At 70.9% G+C, this 15,213-nt stretch carries 17 protein-coding genes and 1 tRNA gene; 8 read left to right on the forward strand and 10 right to left on the reverse strand.

The features are described 5' to 3' along the window. Nucleotides 1–2: 2 nt before the first annotated feature. Both F784_RS0102255 and F784_RS0102260 read right to left on the reverse strand, forming a co-directional pair. Nucleotides 3–1,442, reverse strand: a complete 1,440-nt coding sequence (locus F784_RS0102255; protein WP_019585068.1) for a phytoene desaturase family protein — start codon at nt 1,440–1,442, stop codon at nt 3–5. After that, nucleotides 1,433–2,311 (reverse strand): UbiA family prenyltransferase, encoded by an 879-nt coding sequence (locus tag F784_RS0102260; RefSeq protein WP_019585069.1) that lies wholly within the window; start codon nt 2,309–2,311, stop codon nt 1,433–1,435. Before F784_RS0102260 ends, F784_RS0102255 begins: the two co-directional genes overlap by 10 nt. A gap of 166 nt (nt 2,312–2,477) precedes the next feature. Between F784_RS0102260 and F784_RS0102265 the strand changes: the two genes are divergently transcribed. Next, a complete protein-coding gene (locus tag F784_RS0102265) occupies nt 2,478–3,386 on the forward strand; it encodes a complex I NDUFA9 subunit family protein (protein WP_019585070.1) in 909 nt (302 codons plus the stop codon). Nucleotides 3,387–3,437: 51 nt separating this feature from the next. Here F784_RS0102265 and F784_RS0102270 read toward each other — a convergent pair whose 3' ends face one another. The 5 genes from F784_RS0102270 to hspR are packed head-to-tail and all read right to left on the reverse strand — an operon-like array spanning nt 3,438 to nt 6,612. Then, nucleotides 3,438–3,983 (reverse strand): phosphoribosyltransferase family protein, encoded by a 546-nt coding sequence (locus tag F784_RS0102270; RefSeq protein WP_019585071.1) that lies wholly within the window; start codon nt 3,981–3,983, stop codon nt 3,438–3,440. Further along, nucleotides 3,980–4,528, reverse strand: coding sequence for a phosphoribosyltransferase family protein (locus tag F784_RS0102275; RefSeq protein ID WP_019585072.1), 549 nt, complete (start codon nt 4,526–4,528; stop codon nt 3,980–3,982). Before F784_RS0102275 ends, F784_RS0102270 begins: the two co-directional genes overlap by 4 nt. 34 nt (nt 4,529–4,562) lie before the next feature. Next, nucleotides 4,563–5,429, reverse strand: a complete 867-nt coding sequence (locus F784_RS0102280) for a metallophosphoesterase (RefSeq protein ID WP_019585073.1) — start codon at nt 5,427–5,429, stop codon at nt 4,563–4,565. Then, nucleotides 5,426–5,869, reverse strand: a complete 444-nt coding sequence (locus tag F784_RS0102285; RefSeq protein ID WP_019585074.1) for an NUDIX domain-containing protein — start codon at nt 5,867–5,869, stop codon at nt 5,426–5,428. The genes F784_RS0102280 and F784_RS0102285 overlap by 4 nt, the downstream gene beginning before the upstream one ends. Further along, a complete protein-coding gene (hspR, locus tag F784_RS0102290) occupies nt 5,866–6,612 on the reverse strand; it encodes a heat shock protein transcriptional repressor HspR, fused homodimer type (protein WP_019585075.1) in 747 nt (248 codons plus the stop codon). Before hspR ends, F784_RS0102285 begins: the two co-directional genes overlap by 4 nt. A gap of 202 nt (nt 6,613–6,814) precedes the next feature. On the opposite strand from hspR, the gene F784_RS0102295 reads away from it, so the two are divergent. The 4 genes from F784_RS0102295 to F784_RS0102310 all read left to right on the forward strand — a co-directional run bounded on the left by F784_RS0102295 (nt 6,815) and on the right by F784_RS0102310 (nt 9,583). Next, nucleotides 6,815–8,200, forward strand: a complete 1,386-nt coding sequence (locus tag F784_RS0102295) for a dipeptidase (RefSeq protein ID WP_019585076.1) — start codon at nt 6,815–6,817, stop codon at nt 8,198–8,200. Beyond that, the gene (purN, locus tag F784_RS0102300) at nt 8,197–8,769 is read left to right on the forward strand and encodes a phosphoribosylglycinamide formyltransferase (RefSeq protein ID WP_019585077.1); all 573 of its coding nucleotides are present in this window, start codon (nt 8,197–8,199) and stop codon (nt 8,767–8,769) included. The genes F784_RS0102295 and purN overlap by 4 nt, the downstream gene beginning before the upstream one ends. A gap of 130 nt (nt 8,770–8,899) precedes the next feature. Next, a complete protein-coding gene (locus F784_RS0102305; protein ID WP_019585078.1) occupies nt 8,900–9,451 on the forward strand; it encodes a DUF402 domain-containing protein in 552 nt (183 codons plus the stop codon). Nucleotides 9,452–9,493: 42 nt separating this feature from the next. Further along, nucleotides 9,494–9,583: transfer RNA gene (locus F784_RS0102310), tRNA-Ser, on the forward strand. A gap of 92 nt (nt 9,584–9,675) precedes the next feature. Here F784_RS0102310 and F784_RS0102315 read toward each other — a convergent pair. Beyond that, complete coding sequence (locus F784_RS0102315; protein WP_019585079.1) at nt 9,676–10,191, reverse strand: DUF4188 domain-containing protein; 516 nt, start codon at nt 10,189–10,191, stop codon at nt 9,676–9,678. A gap of 266 nt (nt 10,192–10,457) precedes the next feature. Between F784_RS0102315 and F784_RS0102320 the strand changes: the two genes are divergently transcribed. After that, nucleotides 10,458–11,237 (forward strand): MIP/aquaporin family protein, encoded by a 780-nt coding sequence (locus tag F784_RS0102320; protein WP_019585080.1) that lies wholly within the window; start codon nt 10,458–10,460, stop codon nt 11,235–11,237. 175 nt (nt 11,238–11,412) lie between these two features. Then, entirely contained in the window at nt 11,413–12,252 is an 840-nt protein-coding gene (locus tag F784_RS0102325; RefSeq protein WP_019585081.1) for a class I SAM-dependent methyltransferase, read from the forward strand. Nucleotides 12,253–12,353: 101 nt separating this feature from the next. Here the strand turns inward: F784_RS0102325 and F784_RS0102330 are convergent, their stop codons facing one another. Further along, complete coding sequence (locus F784_RS0102330) at nt 12,354–13,529, reverse strand: MFS transporter (RefSeq protein ID WP_040382315.1); 1,176 nt, start codon at nt 13,527–13,529, stop codon at nt 12,354–12,356. A 10-nt stretch (nt 13,530–13,539) separates the two neighbouring features. Beyond that, nucleotides 13,540–13,959: a cobalamin B12-binding domain-containing protein gene (locus tag F784_RS0102335; RefSeq protein ID WP_019585083.1), complete on the reverse strand. Its 420-nt coding sequence runs from the start codon at nt 13,957–13,959 to the stop codon at nt 13,540–13,542. Nucleotides 13,960–14,081: 122 nt separating this feature from the next. Between F784_RS0102335 and F784_RS0102340 the strand changes: the two genes are divergently transcribed. Beyond that, on the forward strand, nt 14,082–15,209 hold the full coding sequence (locus F784_RS0102340; RefSeq protein ID WP_019585084.1) for a WD40 repeat domain-containing protein: 1,128 nt from the start codon (nt 14,082–14,084) through the stop codon (nt 15,207–15,209). Nucleotides 15,210–15,213 lie beyond the last annotated feature (4 nt).

Below are 15,213 nucleotides of genomic sequence, written 5' to 3' on the forward strand. Positions count from 1 at the left end.
CCCTACGGCCCGCCCTCCCCCATCAGCCGGTCCACGATCAGCGCCCCGCCCAGGATGGCCGGAATGCCCCCGCCGGGATGAACGCCCGTGCCAACCTGCCAGAGCTTCGGGTGAGGCCGGTAGGACTGGGGATGCAGGGGGCCGCCGCGCCAGACGGGGAGGGCGGCCCCGTAGATCGCCCCGCCGGGATGGCCGCCCGCCGCGTAGTGGCTGGGGGGCAGGGCCACGACCTCCCGCGCGGACGCGAGCAGGCCGGGCACGCCCAGCGTGCGCTCCACCCGCTCCACCTGCGCCCGCACCCAGTGATGACCAGGCCGAAGATCATGCCCGGTCGCGGGGGCGGTGAGCAGCACGGCCAGCCTCTCCCCCTCCGCGTGGACGAGGGCGAGGGTGTCGGGCGGGAGGGCTCCGGCGCGAACGGCGGCCCGGAAGGGGCGAAAGTCCGAGGGCGGCAGGACGGAGGTGGCGGGCAACGGGGCGGGGCCGGGCAGCGCCGCGTACAGGGCGAGACCACTCACCGTCCGGCGGGCGACGGGTGAACGCGCGGGCCGTCCGAGCAGCGCGGCGAGCCGGGCCGGGTCGAGGGCGCTCACCAGCAGGTCGTGAAGGCGCACCCCTCCACCCTTGAGGATGAGGCGGGCCACCGTGGTATCCACCCGCACGACCTCCGCCCCCTCCACCACCTTCACGTTCCGGGCCGCTCCGAAGGCGAGCAGCGCATCCAAGAGGGCACCCGTACCACGCGCGGGCCGGGCAACGGACGCGGCAGCCAGCGCCGGAATCAGGGCATACAGGGCAGGCGCGTCCCACGGCGTGAGCCCCGCGTTCAGCGCGTGCGTCCGCACGGCGTGGGCGAGGGCCGGGGGCAGCCGCCGGGCGCGCACCCACCCTTCGGCGGTGAGGTGACCTCCGGTCGCCCGGAACAGGGCCGCGCTCGCCCGCCGGAAAGCCGGATCAGAGAGGCGGGGCGGAGTGGTCAGCAGCGTCCCGAGGTGCGGCGCGAGGATTCGGGCTGGTTCGGCGTACGCCTCCCAGGCCGCGTGCAGGGGATGACCCTGCGGAACGGGCAGCGGCACCGCCCCGAACGGCGTGTAATGCACGCCCAGCCCCCCAGGCAGCGGACGCAGGTCGAGCGGGTCCACCTCGCCCAGCCGTCTCAGATACGTACGCCACACCTCCGGGAAGGTGAAGAGGCTCGGCCCCGTGTCGAAGGTCAGGCCGCCGACCATGACCCGCCGCAGCTTGCCGCCCGCCCGGTCCCGCTCGTACACCGTGACCGCGTGTCCCCGTTCCGCCAGCAGCGCCGCGAGCGCGAGTCCCGCGAGACCGCCGCCGAGGATACCGATGGAGCGGGAGTGGACAGTGGAAAGTGGAAAGCGGGAGGGACCGGGCTCTTTCTGACGGCTGACCGCTGACGGCTGACCGCTCCCCCTCACGGCCACAGCCCGCGCGCCAGCAGGTACACGAGGGGTACGCCCGCAATCGTCCCCACGATCCACGGGGTCACGATGCTGAGGGGGTACAGCCGGGCCGCATGTTCGGGGGTGGGCCGCCACAACAGGGCGAGGGCCATGCCACCGCACACCAGCCACAGGGCAAGGGCGGTGAGGTGACTGAGCGGCCACAGCAGCCCCCCTGCGAGCAGGAACCATCCCAGCGCGTAAGCTGACGTCCCCCGCACCCCCAGGGTGGTGGCGACGGTGCGCGTCCCGGCCAGGCGGTCGGCGGGTACATCCTGCGCGGCGTCGAAGGCATGTTTGCCCACCGAGTAGGCCATCAACGCGGCGAGGGGGAGCCAGGGCACGGGAACCCCCAAGGCGAGGGCGGGCAGCACGAGGGGGAGCGCGTAGGCGACGTTGCTCAACCCGTCGAGAAAGGGACGGCCCTTCAGCCGCAGGGGGGGCAGGCTGTACGCCACGAACAACGCGGCGGCGACCAGCAGCACCCCAATCGCGGCGGGTGGCAGCAGCAGCGCGAGCGCCAGCAGAAAGGGAGCATTGAGCGCCAGGATCGCCCGCCGCAGCGGCCCCCCCTCCCCCGCCGTCAGCCGCGCGCCCTGCCAGCCCCCCTTGCGCGCCGAGAGGGCGTCCTCCTCCCGGTCGGCGAGGTCGTTCAGGCCGTAGATCAGCAGGTTGAAGGGCAGGGTCAGGTACGCGAGCAGCACCAGCAGGTCGGGCCGCAGGGTATAGAGGTGCCCGGTCAGCCACAGGCCCATGACCAGCGTGCCCACCGTGTTCACCCACAGGGCGGGGCGGGCCACGGTCAGCAGGCGGCGCAGGGGGAGTCGGGCGGGCAGGGTCAGGGGGCGCATGGGCTCTCGCGGGCGCGGGGAGGGCGCGGGCAGGCCGCATTGTAGAGGGGAAGGCGACCCGCCGCCGGGACAGATGGCAGCTTCCCCATATCCGCTCGACAGTCCCGGAATGCGTACAGTCTGCGCGCCCCCCGCATGGCCCAATGGGGACGCGAAAGGAGAGGACATGCGGGTACTGGTCACCGGAGGCACGGGCTTCGTCGGGCGGGCGGTCGTGGGGGAGTTGCTGGGGCGGGGGCACACGGTCTATGCCGGGTCACGGGACGGCGCCTCCCTTCCCGGTGCGGACGGAGTCAAGCTGGACGTGACGGACGCGGGCAGCGTCCTGCGGGCGGTGGGAGAGACCCGCCCCGACGCCGTGATCCACCTCGTCGGCATCATCGCGGAGGAGGGGACGCAGACCTTCGAGCGGGTCCATCTGGAGGGCACCCGGCATATGCTGGCCGCCACCCCCCGGCAGGCCCGCTACGTCCACATGAGCGCCCTGGGTGCCCGGGAGGACAGCGCCAGCGGCTACAGCCGCAGCAAGGCGCAGGCCGAGCGCCTGGTGCGCGAGAGCGGCCTGAGCTGGACGATCTTCGAGCCCAGCCTGATCTTCGGGGTTGGGGACGACTTCTTCGGGCGGGTGCTGCGCGAACTGGTCTCCACCGCACCCGTCGTCCCCCAGATCGGGGACGGGGCCTTCCCCTTCCGGCCCGTCAGCGTGCAGGACGTGGCCCTCGCGTTTGCGGGAGCACTGGAGCAGCCGGGAACGGTGGGGCAGACCTATCCCCTCACCGGCCCGGAGGAGTTCACCTTCCGGCAGCTTCTGGAGATGGAACTGGCCGCGCTCGGGCGCAGGAAGCCCATCGTGCCCGTGCCGCTCGCGCTGATGAATCTGATGGTGCCCGCCATGCAGGTCCTCCCCAGGCCCCCCATCACGCGCGACCAGTACGCGATGCTCAAGGAGGGGAACACGGCGCCCAACGAGCCCGCCCGCTCCACCTTCGGCCTGCCCATGCTGCGGCTGGAGGACCACCTGCCCGGCATCGTGGCGGGAAAACGGGGCGCGGGCCGGGCCGCCGGGGCGGGATGAGCCTGGGCCCCTGCGAGCTGCCCGGCCTCGTCCCCGGGCCGCCGCTCCGGCTCAAATCGTCTGTGGCAACTCCTGGAGGTAGATCAGGGGCAACACCGAATCCCCCTGTTTGAAGGCGGCGAGGTACCCAGCGACCGTGCCGCCCGCGCGGGTGATCAGGCGGGCCAGGGCCTGCGCGGTGCCCCCCGACGCCACCACGTCCTGCACGATGGTCACGCGCCTCCCCTTGAGGCGGGCGGCGTGCGGGCCGTCGAGCCACAGCGTCTCGGCGACGCCGAGGGTGAGGCTGGGCACGTCCTGAATGAGGGGGTCTTGCATGTACGTGCGACGTTTCTTGCGGACCACCACGTAGGGGAGCCCCGCCCGGTCGCTGAGTTCGTGCACCAGCGGGAGCGCATTCGTGACGACCGAGAGCAGGATGTCGGTGCCCGGCGGGATCAGGGGGAGCATCGCCTCGGCGGCGGCGTTGGTGAACTCGCTGTCCCCGATGAATTCCACCAGCGGCACGCGCCCCACGGCGCCAACGCGGACGGTGGGCAGCTCGCGGGTCACGGCACCAATCGTGACGCGCAGGGCCTGCGGGCCGGGGGGCGTCACGACGCCTCCGCCTCTGGGCCGAACAGCGGCAGGTGCCCCAGCGCGGTGACCTCCGGGCGCTCCTGCCCCTCCGTGAAGACCGCGACGACCGCCGCGACCTCGCCGCCAACTTCCTCGATGATCTGGCGCAGGGAGTTCAGGGTGCCGCCGCTGGAGACCACGTCGTCCACGATGGCGACCCGGTGACCCCGGATCTTCTCCACGTCGAAACCGTCGAGCACGAGCAGCTGGGGCTTGCCCGTGGTGATGCTCACGACCTCGCGGGCGACTGGCTCGACCATGTAGGGCTTCTGCGTCTTGCGGATCACGATGTAGGGCTTGCCGCTCTCGCGGCTGATCACGTGCGCGAGCGAGACCGCCTTGACCTCGGGCGTGACGAGCACGTCGATGTTCGCGGGCAGGCGCCGGGCGAGTTCGCGGCCCGCCGCCTCGGTGACTTCGGTGTCGCCCAGCATGTTGAAGAGGGCCACGCTGACCCCGGGCCCGACCGGCACCACCGGCAGCTCGCGCGTCACGTCCCCAACCTCGACCTTGTACGTTCTCACCCGCCGAGTGTAACGCGCTGCGCGGGGGGAATCCTCAGCCCAGCGCCCCCGTGCCCGCGTAGCCCACGACCTCCGCCACGCCCCGGTCGCTCAGGCGCACCAGGAAGCCCGCGTCCTCGTAGTAGGCCAGCCCGCCGTCGAGGGCGAGGCACAGGTGGCCCGCGTACAGGACAGGCGTGCCGGGCTCCGGGCCGGGATTGTCGAGCAGCAGGGACACCGGCGTGTGGCCGTGCGCGAGCCGCTCGCCGCCGAAGGTCCGCAGCAGCCGCCGGGCCAGCTCCTCCCCCCGGGGCTCCGCGAAGGCGAGGCGGTCGGCGAAGGCGTTGGCGAAGTGGCCCCAGACCTCGGGCGCCTCGCTCTGGAGGAGCCGGACGACATGGGCATTCACCGCCTCCACGCTGCCCCCCAGCCGCAGGTACAGGCTGCTGTCGGCGTGCAGGAACAGCCAGCGGCCCACGCGGGCCAGGGCGGGCCGCGCCGCCAGCCAGGCCTGGTCCTCGGCGCCCAACCGGGCGGTGTCGAGCGGCTGCCCGCCGTTCGCCAGCCAGTACTCGCGGAAGCCGTAGTGGTCCTGGGGATCGTACCCGGCAAAGCGCAACGCGGCCAGGAACATCACCTCGTGGTTGCCGAGCAGCGCCGTGACGCGCCCCCCCGCCAGCGGGGCCGAGGCCTCCAGCGAGCGAACGAGCCGCACCACGCCCGCCCCGTCGGGCCCGCGGTCCATATAGTCGCCCAGGAAGACGAGGTGCGACGTGCCCCCGGTCCAGCGGTCCCCCTCGTCGATCAGGCGGGCCCGGCGCAGCAGCACGCGGAGCTTGTCAAGGGCGCCGTGAACGTCGGCCACCACCCACAGGCCCTCGACGGGCGCGCGGAGGAGTTCACCGGGAAGGTGGACGGTCATGCGGGCACTTCCTCAGGGCTGACGAGGGCGCGGAAGTACGCCCGGGTCGCCGCGCTCACGTCACAGGGCAGAGCGGCGAGGGGCCACCACGCCACCTCCGCCGCGTCGTCCCCGGCCCGGGCCTCGCCCGCCACCTGCCGGGTGGTGTACAGGACCGTCACCCAGGCGACCTCGTTGCCGTCCGGGTACGTGTGCTGGTGGTGGGGACCACTCAACACTTCCAGCAGCGTCAGGGGCCCGGCCTCCAGCCCCGTTTCCTCCCGAAGTTCACGGTGGGCGGCGGCCTCGACCTCCTCGCCGACATTCACGCCTCCACCGGGCAGGTCCCAGTGACCGTCGTCACGGCGGCGGATCAGCAGAACCTCGGGGCCGTTCGCTCCACGCCGCAGCGTCGCCACGCCCGCACCCACCCGCTGGACGGCTGGGGCCTGCCCAGTCATTCGTCCTCGTCCCCGTCTTCTGTCTCTTCCGCCTCGGCCCTCTCGCCACCCTGCGGGGCGGGCAGGGTGCGCCAGCCGGTCATGCGGTCGCTGATGTCCTGCTGGATGCGCCGGACGTTGCCCTCCATCTTGGCCCGCGCCCCCTCCAGACGGTGCCGCAGCCGCATGATCTCCTCGACCCCGGCGAGGTTGACGCCGAGTTCCTGGGTCAGGCGGCGAATCTCGCGCAGGTGCTCGATGTCGCGCTCGGAATACAGCCGCGTCTTGCCGCTGCTTCTGCCGGGGCGGATGAGCTGCTTGCGCTCATACAGGCGCAGGGTCTGCGGGTGCATGTCCACGAGCTCGGCGGCGATGGAGATCACGTAGACGGGACGGTCCTTGGGATCAATCCGGCCCTCCGAGTCGGGGGCGGGCAGGGCCCGGGGGGCGGCGCGCTCACGCAGCTCGTCCTCCAGCCGCTCGATCTCGGCCTCGAACTCGCCCTGAAGGTCGTCGAGCTGGTGCTGGAGGCGCATGACCTCCTCGACCCCGGCGAGGTTGACGCCGAGTTCCTGGGTCAGGCGGCGAATCTCGCGCAGATGCTCGATGTCGCGCTCGGAATACAGCCGCGTCTTGCCGCTGGAACGCCCCGGGCGGATCAGACCCTTGCGCTCGTAGAGCCTGAGAGTCTGAGGGTGCATGTCCACGAGTTCTGCCGCGACCGAGATCACGTAGACGGGGCGTTGCTTGGAATCGGTCGCCATACCTTGCTTGAGTATACCGCGAGCAAGGTTTCTGAACGTGGGCAAAGGTGAGGTCGGGCGGCGGCCGTACCCTGCTGGGCGGGGCTCAGGTACCCGGGCGCCTGACCAAAGACTCTTCACTCCGCACAGGGTGACAGGCCGGGCCATCTTCGTCTGCCCCGTTTTTCTCACTCACGCCGGACCCTCCCGCTATCATCCGCCCATGACACACCCCCAGGCCCCGGACCTCTCCGCCCTCCTCAACCGCCAGGAGGCCGAGGGGGAACTGTTCGAGCTGCTGCGGATTCCCTCGGTGAGCGCCGACCCCGCCCACACCGAGGACATGGCCCGCGCCGCCGCCTTCCTCCAGCGCAAGCTCCAGAGCCTCGGCTTTACCGCGCGGATGGACCCCACCGGGCACGGCGGGCAGTCCGGACACCCGGTCGTGTACGCCGAGCGTCTGGACGTCCCCGGCAAGCCCACGGTGCTGATCTATGGGCACTACGACGTGCAGCCGGAAGCCCCCCTGGAGGAGTGGGTGACGCCCCCCTTCGAACCCACCGTGCGTGAGGGGCGCATCTACGCCCGCGGCTCGACCGACGACAAGGGCCAGGCCTACGCCCACGTGCGGGGCGTGGAACTGCTGCTCTCGCAGGGAGAGTTGCCTGTCAACGTCAAATTCCTGCTGGAGGGCGAGGAGGAGGTCGGCAGCCCCAACCTCGCCGCCTACCTGGCCGAGCACGCCGAGGAGCTGAAGGCGGACGTGATCGTCATCTCCGACGGCAGCCGCTTCGCGCCCAACGTACCCACCGTGACCTACGGCCTGCGCGGGCTGAGCTACGTGGAGATTCACGTGCAGGGGGCGAACCGTGACCTCCACTCCGGCGCGTACGGTGGGGCGGCGCCCAACCCCATCAACGCCCTCGCTGAGATCATCAGCAAGCTCAAGGATGACCAGGGCCGCATCACCATCCCCGGCTTCTACGACGGGGTGGAGGAACTGACCCCCGAGGAGCGCGAGATGTGGGCGAAACTGCCCCACTCGGACGAGGAGTTCGCCGCCTCCATCGGCGTGCCCGCCCTGCCCGGCGAGAAGGGGTACTCCACCCTGGAACGCCTCTGGGCACGGCCCACACTTGACGTGAACGGCATCTGGGGCGGCTACCAGGGCGAGGGCAGCAAGACGGTGATCCCCGCCAAGGCCGGGGCCAAGGTCTCCATGCGCCTAGTGCCCGGCCAGGACCCCGAGCGCATCACCCGGCTGGTGCAGGAGTACGTGCCGACCCTGGCCCCCGAAGGCGTGCGGGTGGAGGTGAAGGGTCTGCACGGCGGCCAGCCCGTGAAGGTGGACCTCGACTCGCCGTACATCAAGGCCGCCGACCGGGCGCTGACGCGGGTGTACGGCAAGCCCGCCGCCTTTGGCCGCACCGGAGGCTCCATCCCCATCGTCGCCGACTTCCGCCGCGTGCTGGGCGCCCCCGTCCTGCTGGTGGACTTCGGCCTGAACGAGGACGCCCCCCACTCGCCCAACGAGAGCTTCGCGCTGGAGGACTACCACAACGGCATTCTGACGAGCGCCTATCTGCTTCAGGAACTCGCCCAGGCATGATCCTCGGCTTCCTCGCCTCCCACGGGGGCAGCGCGGCCCGCTTTCTCACTCAGGCGGCACGGGAGGGGCGGCTGGATGCCACGCCCGTCGCCCTTGCCAGCAACAACAGCGGCAGCCCAGCGCTCGCCTGGGCGCGGGAGGCGGGGCTGAGGGCGGCGCACCTGAGCGCGGCGAAGTACCCCGACCCGGACGCGCTGGACGCGGCGATCCTGGCCTTTCTGCGGGAGGCGGAGGTGGATACCCTGGTCCTCAGCGGGTACATGAAGGCGCTGGGGCCGCGAGTGCTTTCGGCCTATGCGGGGCGGCTGGTGAACGTCCACCCCAGCCTGCTGCCCCGGCACGGCGGGCGCGGCATGTACGGGGACCGGGTGCATGAGGCGGTCCTCGCGTCGGGCGATGCCGAGTCGGGCGCCACGGTTCACCTGGTCACCGCCGGGATCGACGAGGGGCCGATTCTGGCGCAGGTGCGGGTGCCCGTGCTGCCCGACGACACGCTGCCCACCCTCAAGGCGCGTGTGCAGGCCACCGAGGGCGAGTTGCTGCTGGGGGCGCTGCGGGGCCTGGCGTGAGCCGGATTCCTGCCATTCCGTTGTTTTTCTGGAACAGCACCAGGGAGACAACTCCATCCCGAAACCCGTCCTTTTTTCTTCTCGCACCGCCCGGGTTGAACACCCTGACGGCTGCTCAACCGCAAGGGTTATGAAACGCAAAGTCTTCGACCTCCGCCCCTGGCCCCGGGTGGCCCGGCACACCCAGACCGTCACCCACATCCCCGGCTACGTCATCGTGGACCTCACCGCGCACGAGGTCACCCGCCCGCTGGACGTGCCCTTCGGGGAGCGCACCGTTCGCATTCTTGACCACGGCTTCCGCTGGGTGCGGGCGCATCCGACCGGCACGGGCGAGGGCGCACTCGGGGACGCCCTCACCGTGCAATTGAACGCGGCGGGCCAGCCCGAACAGCTTTACGTGGACATCCACGCCGGGGAAGGGGTGGGCGAAGACGGCCTCCCCTGGACCGAGGACGTGTACCTCGACGTGATCGCCAACTGGCAGCCCGGCTGGCGGGTGACCGAGACGCACATCATCGACGCCGACGAGTTGGAGGAGGCGGTGCGGGCCGGGCAGGTCTCCCCCACCCTCGCCGAGACCGCCTGGGCCCACGCGCGATTGGTAGAGGAGGGGTTGAGGGCGGGGACGTACGCGCCGCTGGAGGTGCTACGGGGATATCTGGAGGACCCGTATACGTAGCGTTTGATTTTCCCGCCCTCCTCCGCTACTCTGCTCTGCGCTGGAACGGTGCCCGAGTGGTTGAAGGGGCACGCCTGGAAAGCGTGTATAGGGGCAACCTTATCGAGGGTTCGAATCCCTCCCGTTCCGCCAAAGCTCGTGCCTGTGCGTGTTCCCGGACACCACAGGCACTTTCGTTTGGGGCGGCGCCATACCCTCCTCGGTCAGCGGGTCGCCCTGCCAGCTCAAGGGGTTGCCGTATACAGTTCGTCCTCGGTCAGCGGACCGGGCGGCGCCTCCTCCGAGCCCTTCGCACGTTGCCGGGCGGAGAACATGCCCCCGCGTGCCGGTTTCAGGACGGCAAAGCGGCCCATGCCGATGCTGTACGGCACGTCGTCGTAGATCGCCTCCATCCCACCGCGCATGAAGTACGTTTCATGCCAGAAGCCCGTTCCACCGGAATCCCGCAGGAAGTCCCTCCACCAGCGGCGGTGCGGTTCGGACCTCGACCACCGTTCCAGGGATTCGAAATCGCGCCAGTACTGCCGCATTCCGATGTGGGGTGGGAACAGCGAGAAGATCAGGGATTCGTGCAGCAGAAGACCGTCGGGCCTGTCCTGAACAGAGGCGCCAATCTGCGGCCCCAGGCCAGCTACAGTCCTGAAGCCCGTCCAGGCATTGACGCGCATGCCGAGATAGATCACCACCAGATCGGGGTAGGGGGAGAGATCGACGGTCCTCCGGTCCACTTTTGGCGGCATGGCGCTCCTCCTGTGGGGCTCAAGTGGAAAAGGGGTCAGGATCACCTTACCGCCAGTGGCCCGCATCGTGGTGAAAGCGTCATCGGCGTGGCAATCGTCCCTTCCTCGGACAGGGCCAAGACGTCCTGTTCAAGTGAGGAGGCATGGCTCCCCATGTCGTTTGTGGGGCTCACCCACCCCATCCGCCCCGACCCTTAGGACTTGCCCAAGCCCAATTGTCATGGCCGTGTCATGCGCCGAGCGATTGAGTGACATCCTACACTCACATGATCAACCCGGGGAGAGGTGACACACAGGCTGCGGAGGGTGGGCGCGACTCGACCCGCCACGACAAGACCGAGGCTGGGGAAGGCTGGTCGGCGCAACATCTCCGCCGTGCCCTCGTCGCCGAGGCGTTCGGGACGTTCCTGCTGACCTTTGCCAGCGTGGGTGCCCTGCTGCTGGCGCGCCTGGGCCTCCTGCCCGAAGCGGCGGCCTCGGCCATCCCGCCGGGGCTGGTCGTGCTGACCATGATCTACGCGCTGGGGGACGTGTCGGGCGCCCACATCAATCCGGTGGTGACGCTGGCCTTCGCCCTGCGCGGCGCCTTCCCGTGGCGCTGCGTGCTTCCCTACTGGGCCGTTCAGTTCGGCGCCTCGGTCGCGGCGGCGCTGCTGATCGAGTCGTTCGCGCGCCTTCCCCACGGGACCGAGCGTCTCCCGGCGGATGGGGCGGCCCTGCTGGACGCGGGCGGGACCACCGTGCTGCTCGTCGTAATCCTGGCGACGGCGCACCGCAACGCGAAGCTCAGGCCGACCGTGGGCCTGGCGGTCGGGGCCACCGTCGCGCTCGACCACTTCCTGACGAACAGCGTCTCCGCCGTGGCGATGAATCCGGCCAAGGTCTTCGGCCCCGCGCTGGTGTCCGGACGGCTGGTAGAGGCCTGGCCGCACCTGCTCGGCCCGGTGCTGGGCGGCCTAGTCGCCCTGCTCTTCACGTGGGCGACACGCGGTCCCCTCAACGAGAGCGAGGGTGAGGCCGCCTCCGGGAACGCCGGGCAGGGCTGAGGATAGGCGAGTAACCCCCTGCCACGCGCTCTGCCCCGGACCCGACCCCTGAGAAAGGAGGGCTTCTTCCAGTACCCTGAAGTTCCCCTCAGGGTGTTCCAGAGGCCGTCCACCCCGGCGGCGTGCAGGATCAGCCCCGCCGCTTGCGTGGAGCCCTGGCACGACAAGGAGAGCCATGCACCCCCCCGAGACTGGCCCCGTCTTCGCAGGCTCCATCCCGCAGGTCTACGCGCAGCACCTCGTCCCGCTCATCTTCGAGCCCTACGCCGCCGATCTCGCCTCCCGCGTGGCGCGGAGGCAGCCTGCGCGTGTCCTGGAGATCGCCGCGGGGACGGGAGTGGTGACCCGTCACCTCGCCCGCGTCCTGCCGCCCGGGGTCCCCATCGTCGCCACCGATCTCAGCCAGCCCATGCTCGATCAGGCGGCGGCGGCGGGGACCGAGCGGCCCGTCGAGTGGCGCCAGGCGGACGCCCAGCAGCTCCCCTTTCCTGACGGGTCGTTCGATGTGGTCGTCTGCCAGTTTGGGGCCATGTTCTTCCCGGATAAGGTGAGGGCGTTCGCGGAGGCCCGGCGTGTCCTGCGTCCGGGCGGCGGGTTCATCTTCAACGTGTGGGACCGGATCGAGGAGAACGAGTTTCCCGATGTCATCCTCCGGGCGGTCCGGCCCATCCTCCCGGACGGTGGGACGCCCTTCATGATCCGCATCCCGCATGGGTATCACGATGCTCCGGCCATCGCCCGAGACCTGGCCCGCGCGGGGTTCACCCAGCCTCCCACGGTCACCACCCTGGCCCAGCGCAGCCACGCGGAGTCGCCCCGTGTTCCTGCGGTGGCGTTCTGTCAGGGCACGCCCATGCGGGCCGAATTGGAGCGGCTTGGACCCACAGGACTTACGGAGGCCACCGACCTGGCGACCGCCGCCATAGCCAGCCGGTTCGGGCCGGGCGTGGTGGACGGCAAACTGCAAGCCCTCGTCGTCGCCGTGGAGCGGGAGGAGGCAGCCGGAGCGGGGTGATTGGGGAAGTCGCCCCACGCAGACGCGGGGGCAAAGGGGCATTCTGATGCCCGGTTGCGGCCGCCTGAGCCAGCCTGGTCCCGGGCACTCCGCGATTCGCCCTACCCCCGCCGCACCCGCCACGCGCTGACCAGCGGCAGGAGCGCGAGGAGGGCACAGGCCGAGGCCAGGGCCGGAAAGCCCGCATGCGTGATCACGAGGCCGCCGACCAGCGTGCCCGTTCCCGCCGCGACGTAGCCCAGGCCGTCGGTCACGCCCTGCGCGGCGGGGTGGCGGGAGAGCGCCTTGCTGCCCGTCACGAAGGCGAGGTTCCAGCCCAGCCCCAGCAGGAACATGCTGGCACCCAGCCACGCGGGGCCGGGCAGCGGCGCGGTGAGGGCGGCGGCGGCGAGCAGGAGGGCGCCGCCCACGTAGCCCACCCGCAGCCCCAGCCGGTCGATCAGCGGCCCGGTCAGCCAGCCGAAGCCGAACATGCCCGCGATGTGGCCGGAGATCAGCGCGGCGATGCCCCCGTGGTCCATCCCCAGGTGGTGTGCCCGCAGCGGCGTGAGGCTCATCAGCGTGATCATCAGCCCCTGCGCGGTGGCGAGGGCCAGGGCGGTCGAGCGTACGCCCGGAACGGCGAAGGCCCCGCGGAGGGAGAGGCGTGCGGGACCGGCCTGCGCCGGGGACTTCAGCGGTGTCCAGACCAGGATCAGCAGGGCGGCGATCCCCAGCAGGCCACCGCCCACCAGCCACCCGGCGACCTCGGCGGAAGTGTCCAAACGGTCGCCCAGCCCCTCCACCGCGCCCGAGAAGCCGGTCATCAGGAAGGAGCCCAGGACGCTCATCAGCATGAGTAAGCCCAGGGCCGTGCCGCGCCGCGACTCGGGGACGCTCTCGGCGGCGGCGTAGCGGGCCTGCTGGTAGCCGCCCTGCGCCGCGCCCATCAGCGACGCCCCAAGGAGGAAGAGGGGCGTGGCTCCGGCCCGCGCGCCCAGGAAGCCCAAGACGGCCCCGACGGTCCCCAGCACGAACGCCGACCCCAGCCCCACCCGCCGCCCAGCCCGCAGCATCAGCGCGCCGAACAGCCCCGCCGAGAGGGCCGCCGACGCGGAGATCAGGGTGCTGGGCAGCCCCGACAGGCTCTCGCGGCCCAGGCTGCTCATGATCAGGCTGGCGAGGACGGTGCTGACCGTGGTGGCGCCCGTGGCAAGGGCCTGTGCCCCATACAACGGGGCGAGCCGTCCCAGCGGCAGGGCGGGGACGGCGAGGGGGGAACGAGTCTCGGCGCTCACCGGGCGGGGCTCAGGCACCCTGCGTGGCCCAGCGTTGGGCGACGGCGGTCTTCAGGTACGCGGCGGCGTCCTCGGTGCTCGCCCCCGGGGTGAAGACGCGGCCCACGCCGAGTTCCTCCAGCCTCGGCAGGTCTTGGTCGGGGATGATGCCCCCACCGAACACGATGATGTCCTCAGCGCCGCGTTCGCGCAGCAGGGCCATCACCTCGCGGAAGTAGTGCATGTGCGCGCCCGAGAGCACGCTGAGGCCGATGGCGTCCACGTCCTCCTGAATGGCAGCGTTCACGATCATCTCGGCGGTCTGGCGTAGGCCGGTGTACACCACTTCCATCCCCGCGTCGCGCAGCGCCCGCGCCACCACCTTGGCGCCCCGGTCGTGGCCGTCCATGCCGGGCTTGGCGATCAGGACCCTGATGCGGCGGTCTTCCATGTTGAGTTCCTCCTTGACTCCTTGAACCTGCTTCTGGGTGCATTGTAGCGGCCCTGCCCACGCGGTTGGGCGGCGGCAAACCTTCAGCGGGGGGTCAGAGCCAGGGCCTAGACTCGGCGGGAATGCGTTCTCTGCTGCTCACCCTGCTGCTGGGTTCGGCTGCCCTGGCCGCGCCGCTCACGCCCCTTCAGACAGCGACCCACCCGAATGCTCACTGGGCCTTCCACGTGGATTCACAGAAAGCCGTCGCTGTGGATTACGACGGGGCGGCTGCGGTGCTCTTTCCCCGCCACGGTTCGCCCCTCATGGTAAAGTTCACTGAGAACGGCAAGCTGCGCGCCCCCCTCGTCACGCCGGAGGGCCGAGTCCTGGCCGTGGGACTGGACTTTCCCCGCTGTGAGGTCGCCGTGTGGGACGTGAGTGGCGGGCGAAAGGTAACGGCACTGCGAGGCGACTTCACAAAGGTCTTCGGCTGCGACAGGGCTGAAGGCACCGAGTTCATCTTCAACACGCAGTTCACGCCCGACGGCCGCTTCTTGCTGACCCAGGATGCGGCAAGCCTGCGCCGCTGGGATGCCCGGCGCGGCACCCTGTTGAAGAATCTTCCGGGGACCTTTCTGAGCGTCAATGTCAGCCCGGACGGCCGCCGGGTGGCGGCCATCAGTCAGAACCGCCGGGTGGAGGTCTGGGCCTCCGACCTCAGCCGCCGCCTCAAGGTGACACCCCCGCAGCCCGCTGACTGCTTCCGGGGACCGGGCGCTTGGCCGACAGAGGTGAACTGGAGCCCGGACAGCACGCGACTCGCCTTCTCCTGTGACCGGGAGGTGCGGGTGTGGAACGTGGCCGACGGAGGACTGCAAAGCCTGGGGCGGGAGGCCAGGCGCGAGTCCCCCGACACTCCCACTTTCAGCCCCGACGGCCGCTTTGTGGTAGCGGACGAGGATCAGTTCGGGGCCGCGGTCTGGAATGTGGGGAACGGTCAGCGGGTCGCGCAACTCCGGCTGGACGCCCCGAACGTGCAGGTCACCGACGTGAAGGTCACCCCGCAACACCTCCTGCTCGCCGCCCTGGACGATGGACGGGTCGTCCGGCTGGACCTGAACCGGCCTGCACAGGCGCTGGAACCGCTGGTGCCCTTCCCCAGCAAGCCCGGGCTCTGGCCCAGCCTGGCCGTCAGCCGGGAGGGGGACCGCCTGGCCGTGGCCTCGGGCGACGGCAGGCTGAACATCTACGCGCTGCCGGGGAAGTGAGCCG

This window comes from Deinococcus apachensis DSM 19763, assembly GCF_000381345.1.
GTDB classification, from domain to species: domain Bacteria; phylum Deinococcota; class Deinococci; order Deinococcales; family Deinococcaceae; genus Deinococcus; species Deinococcus apachensis.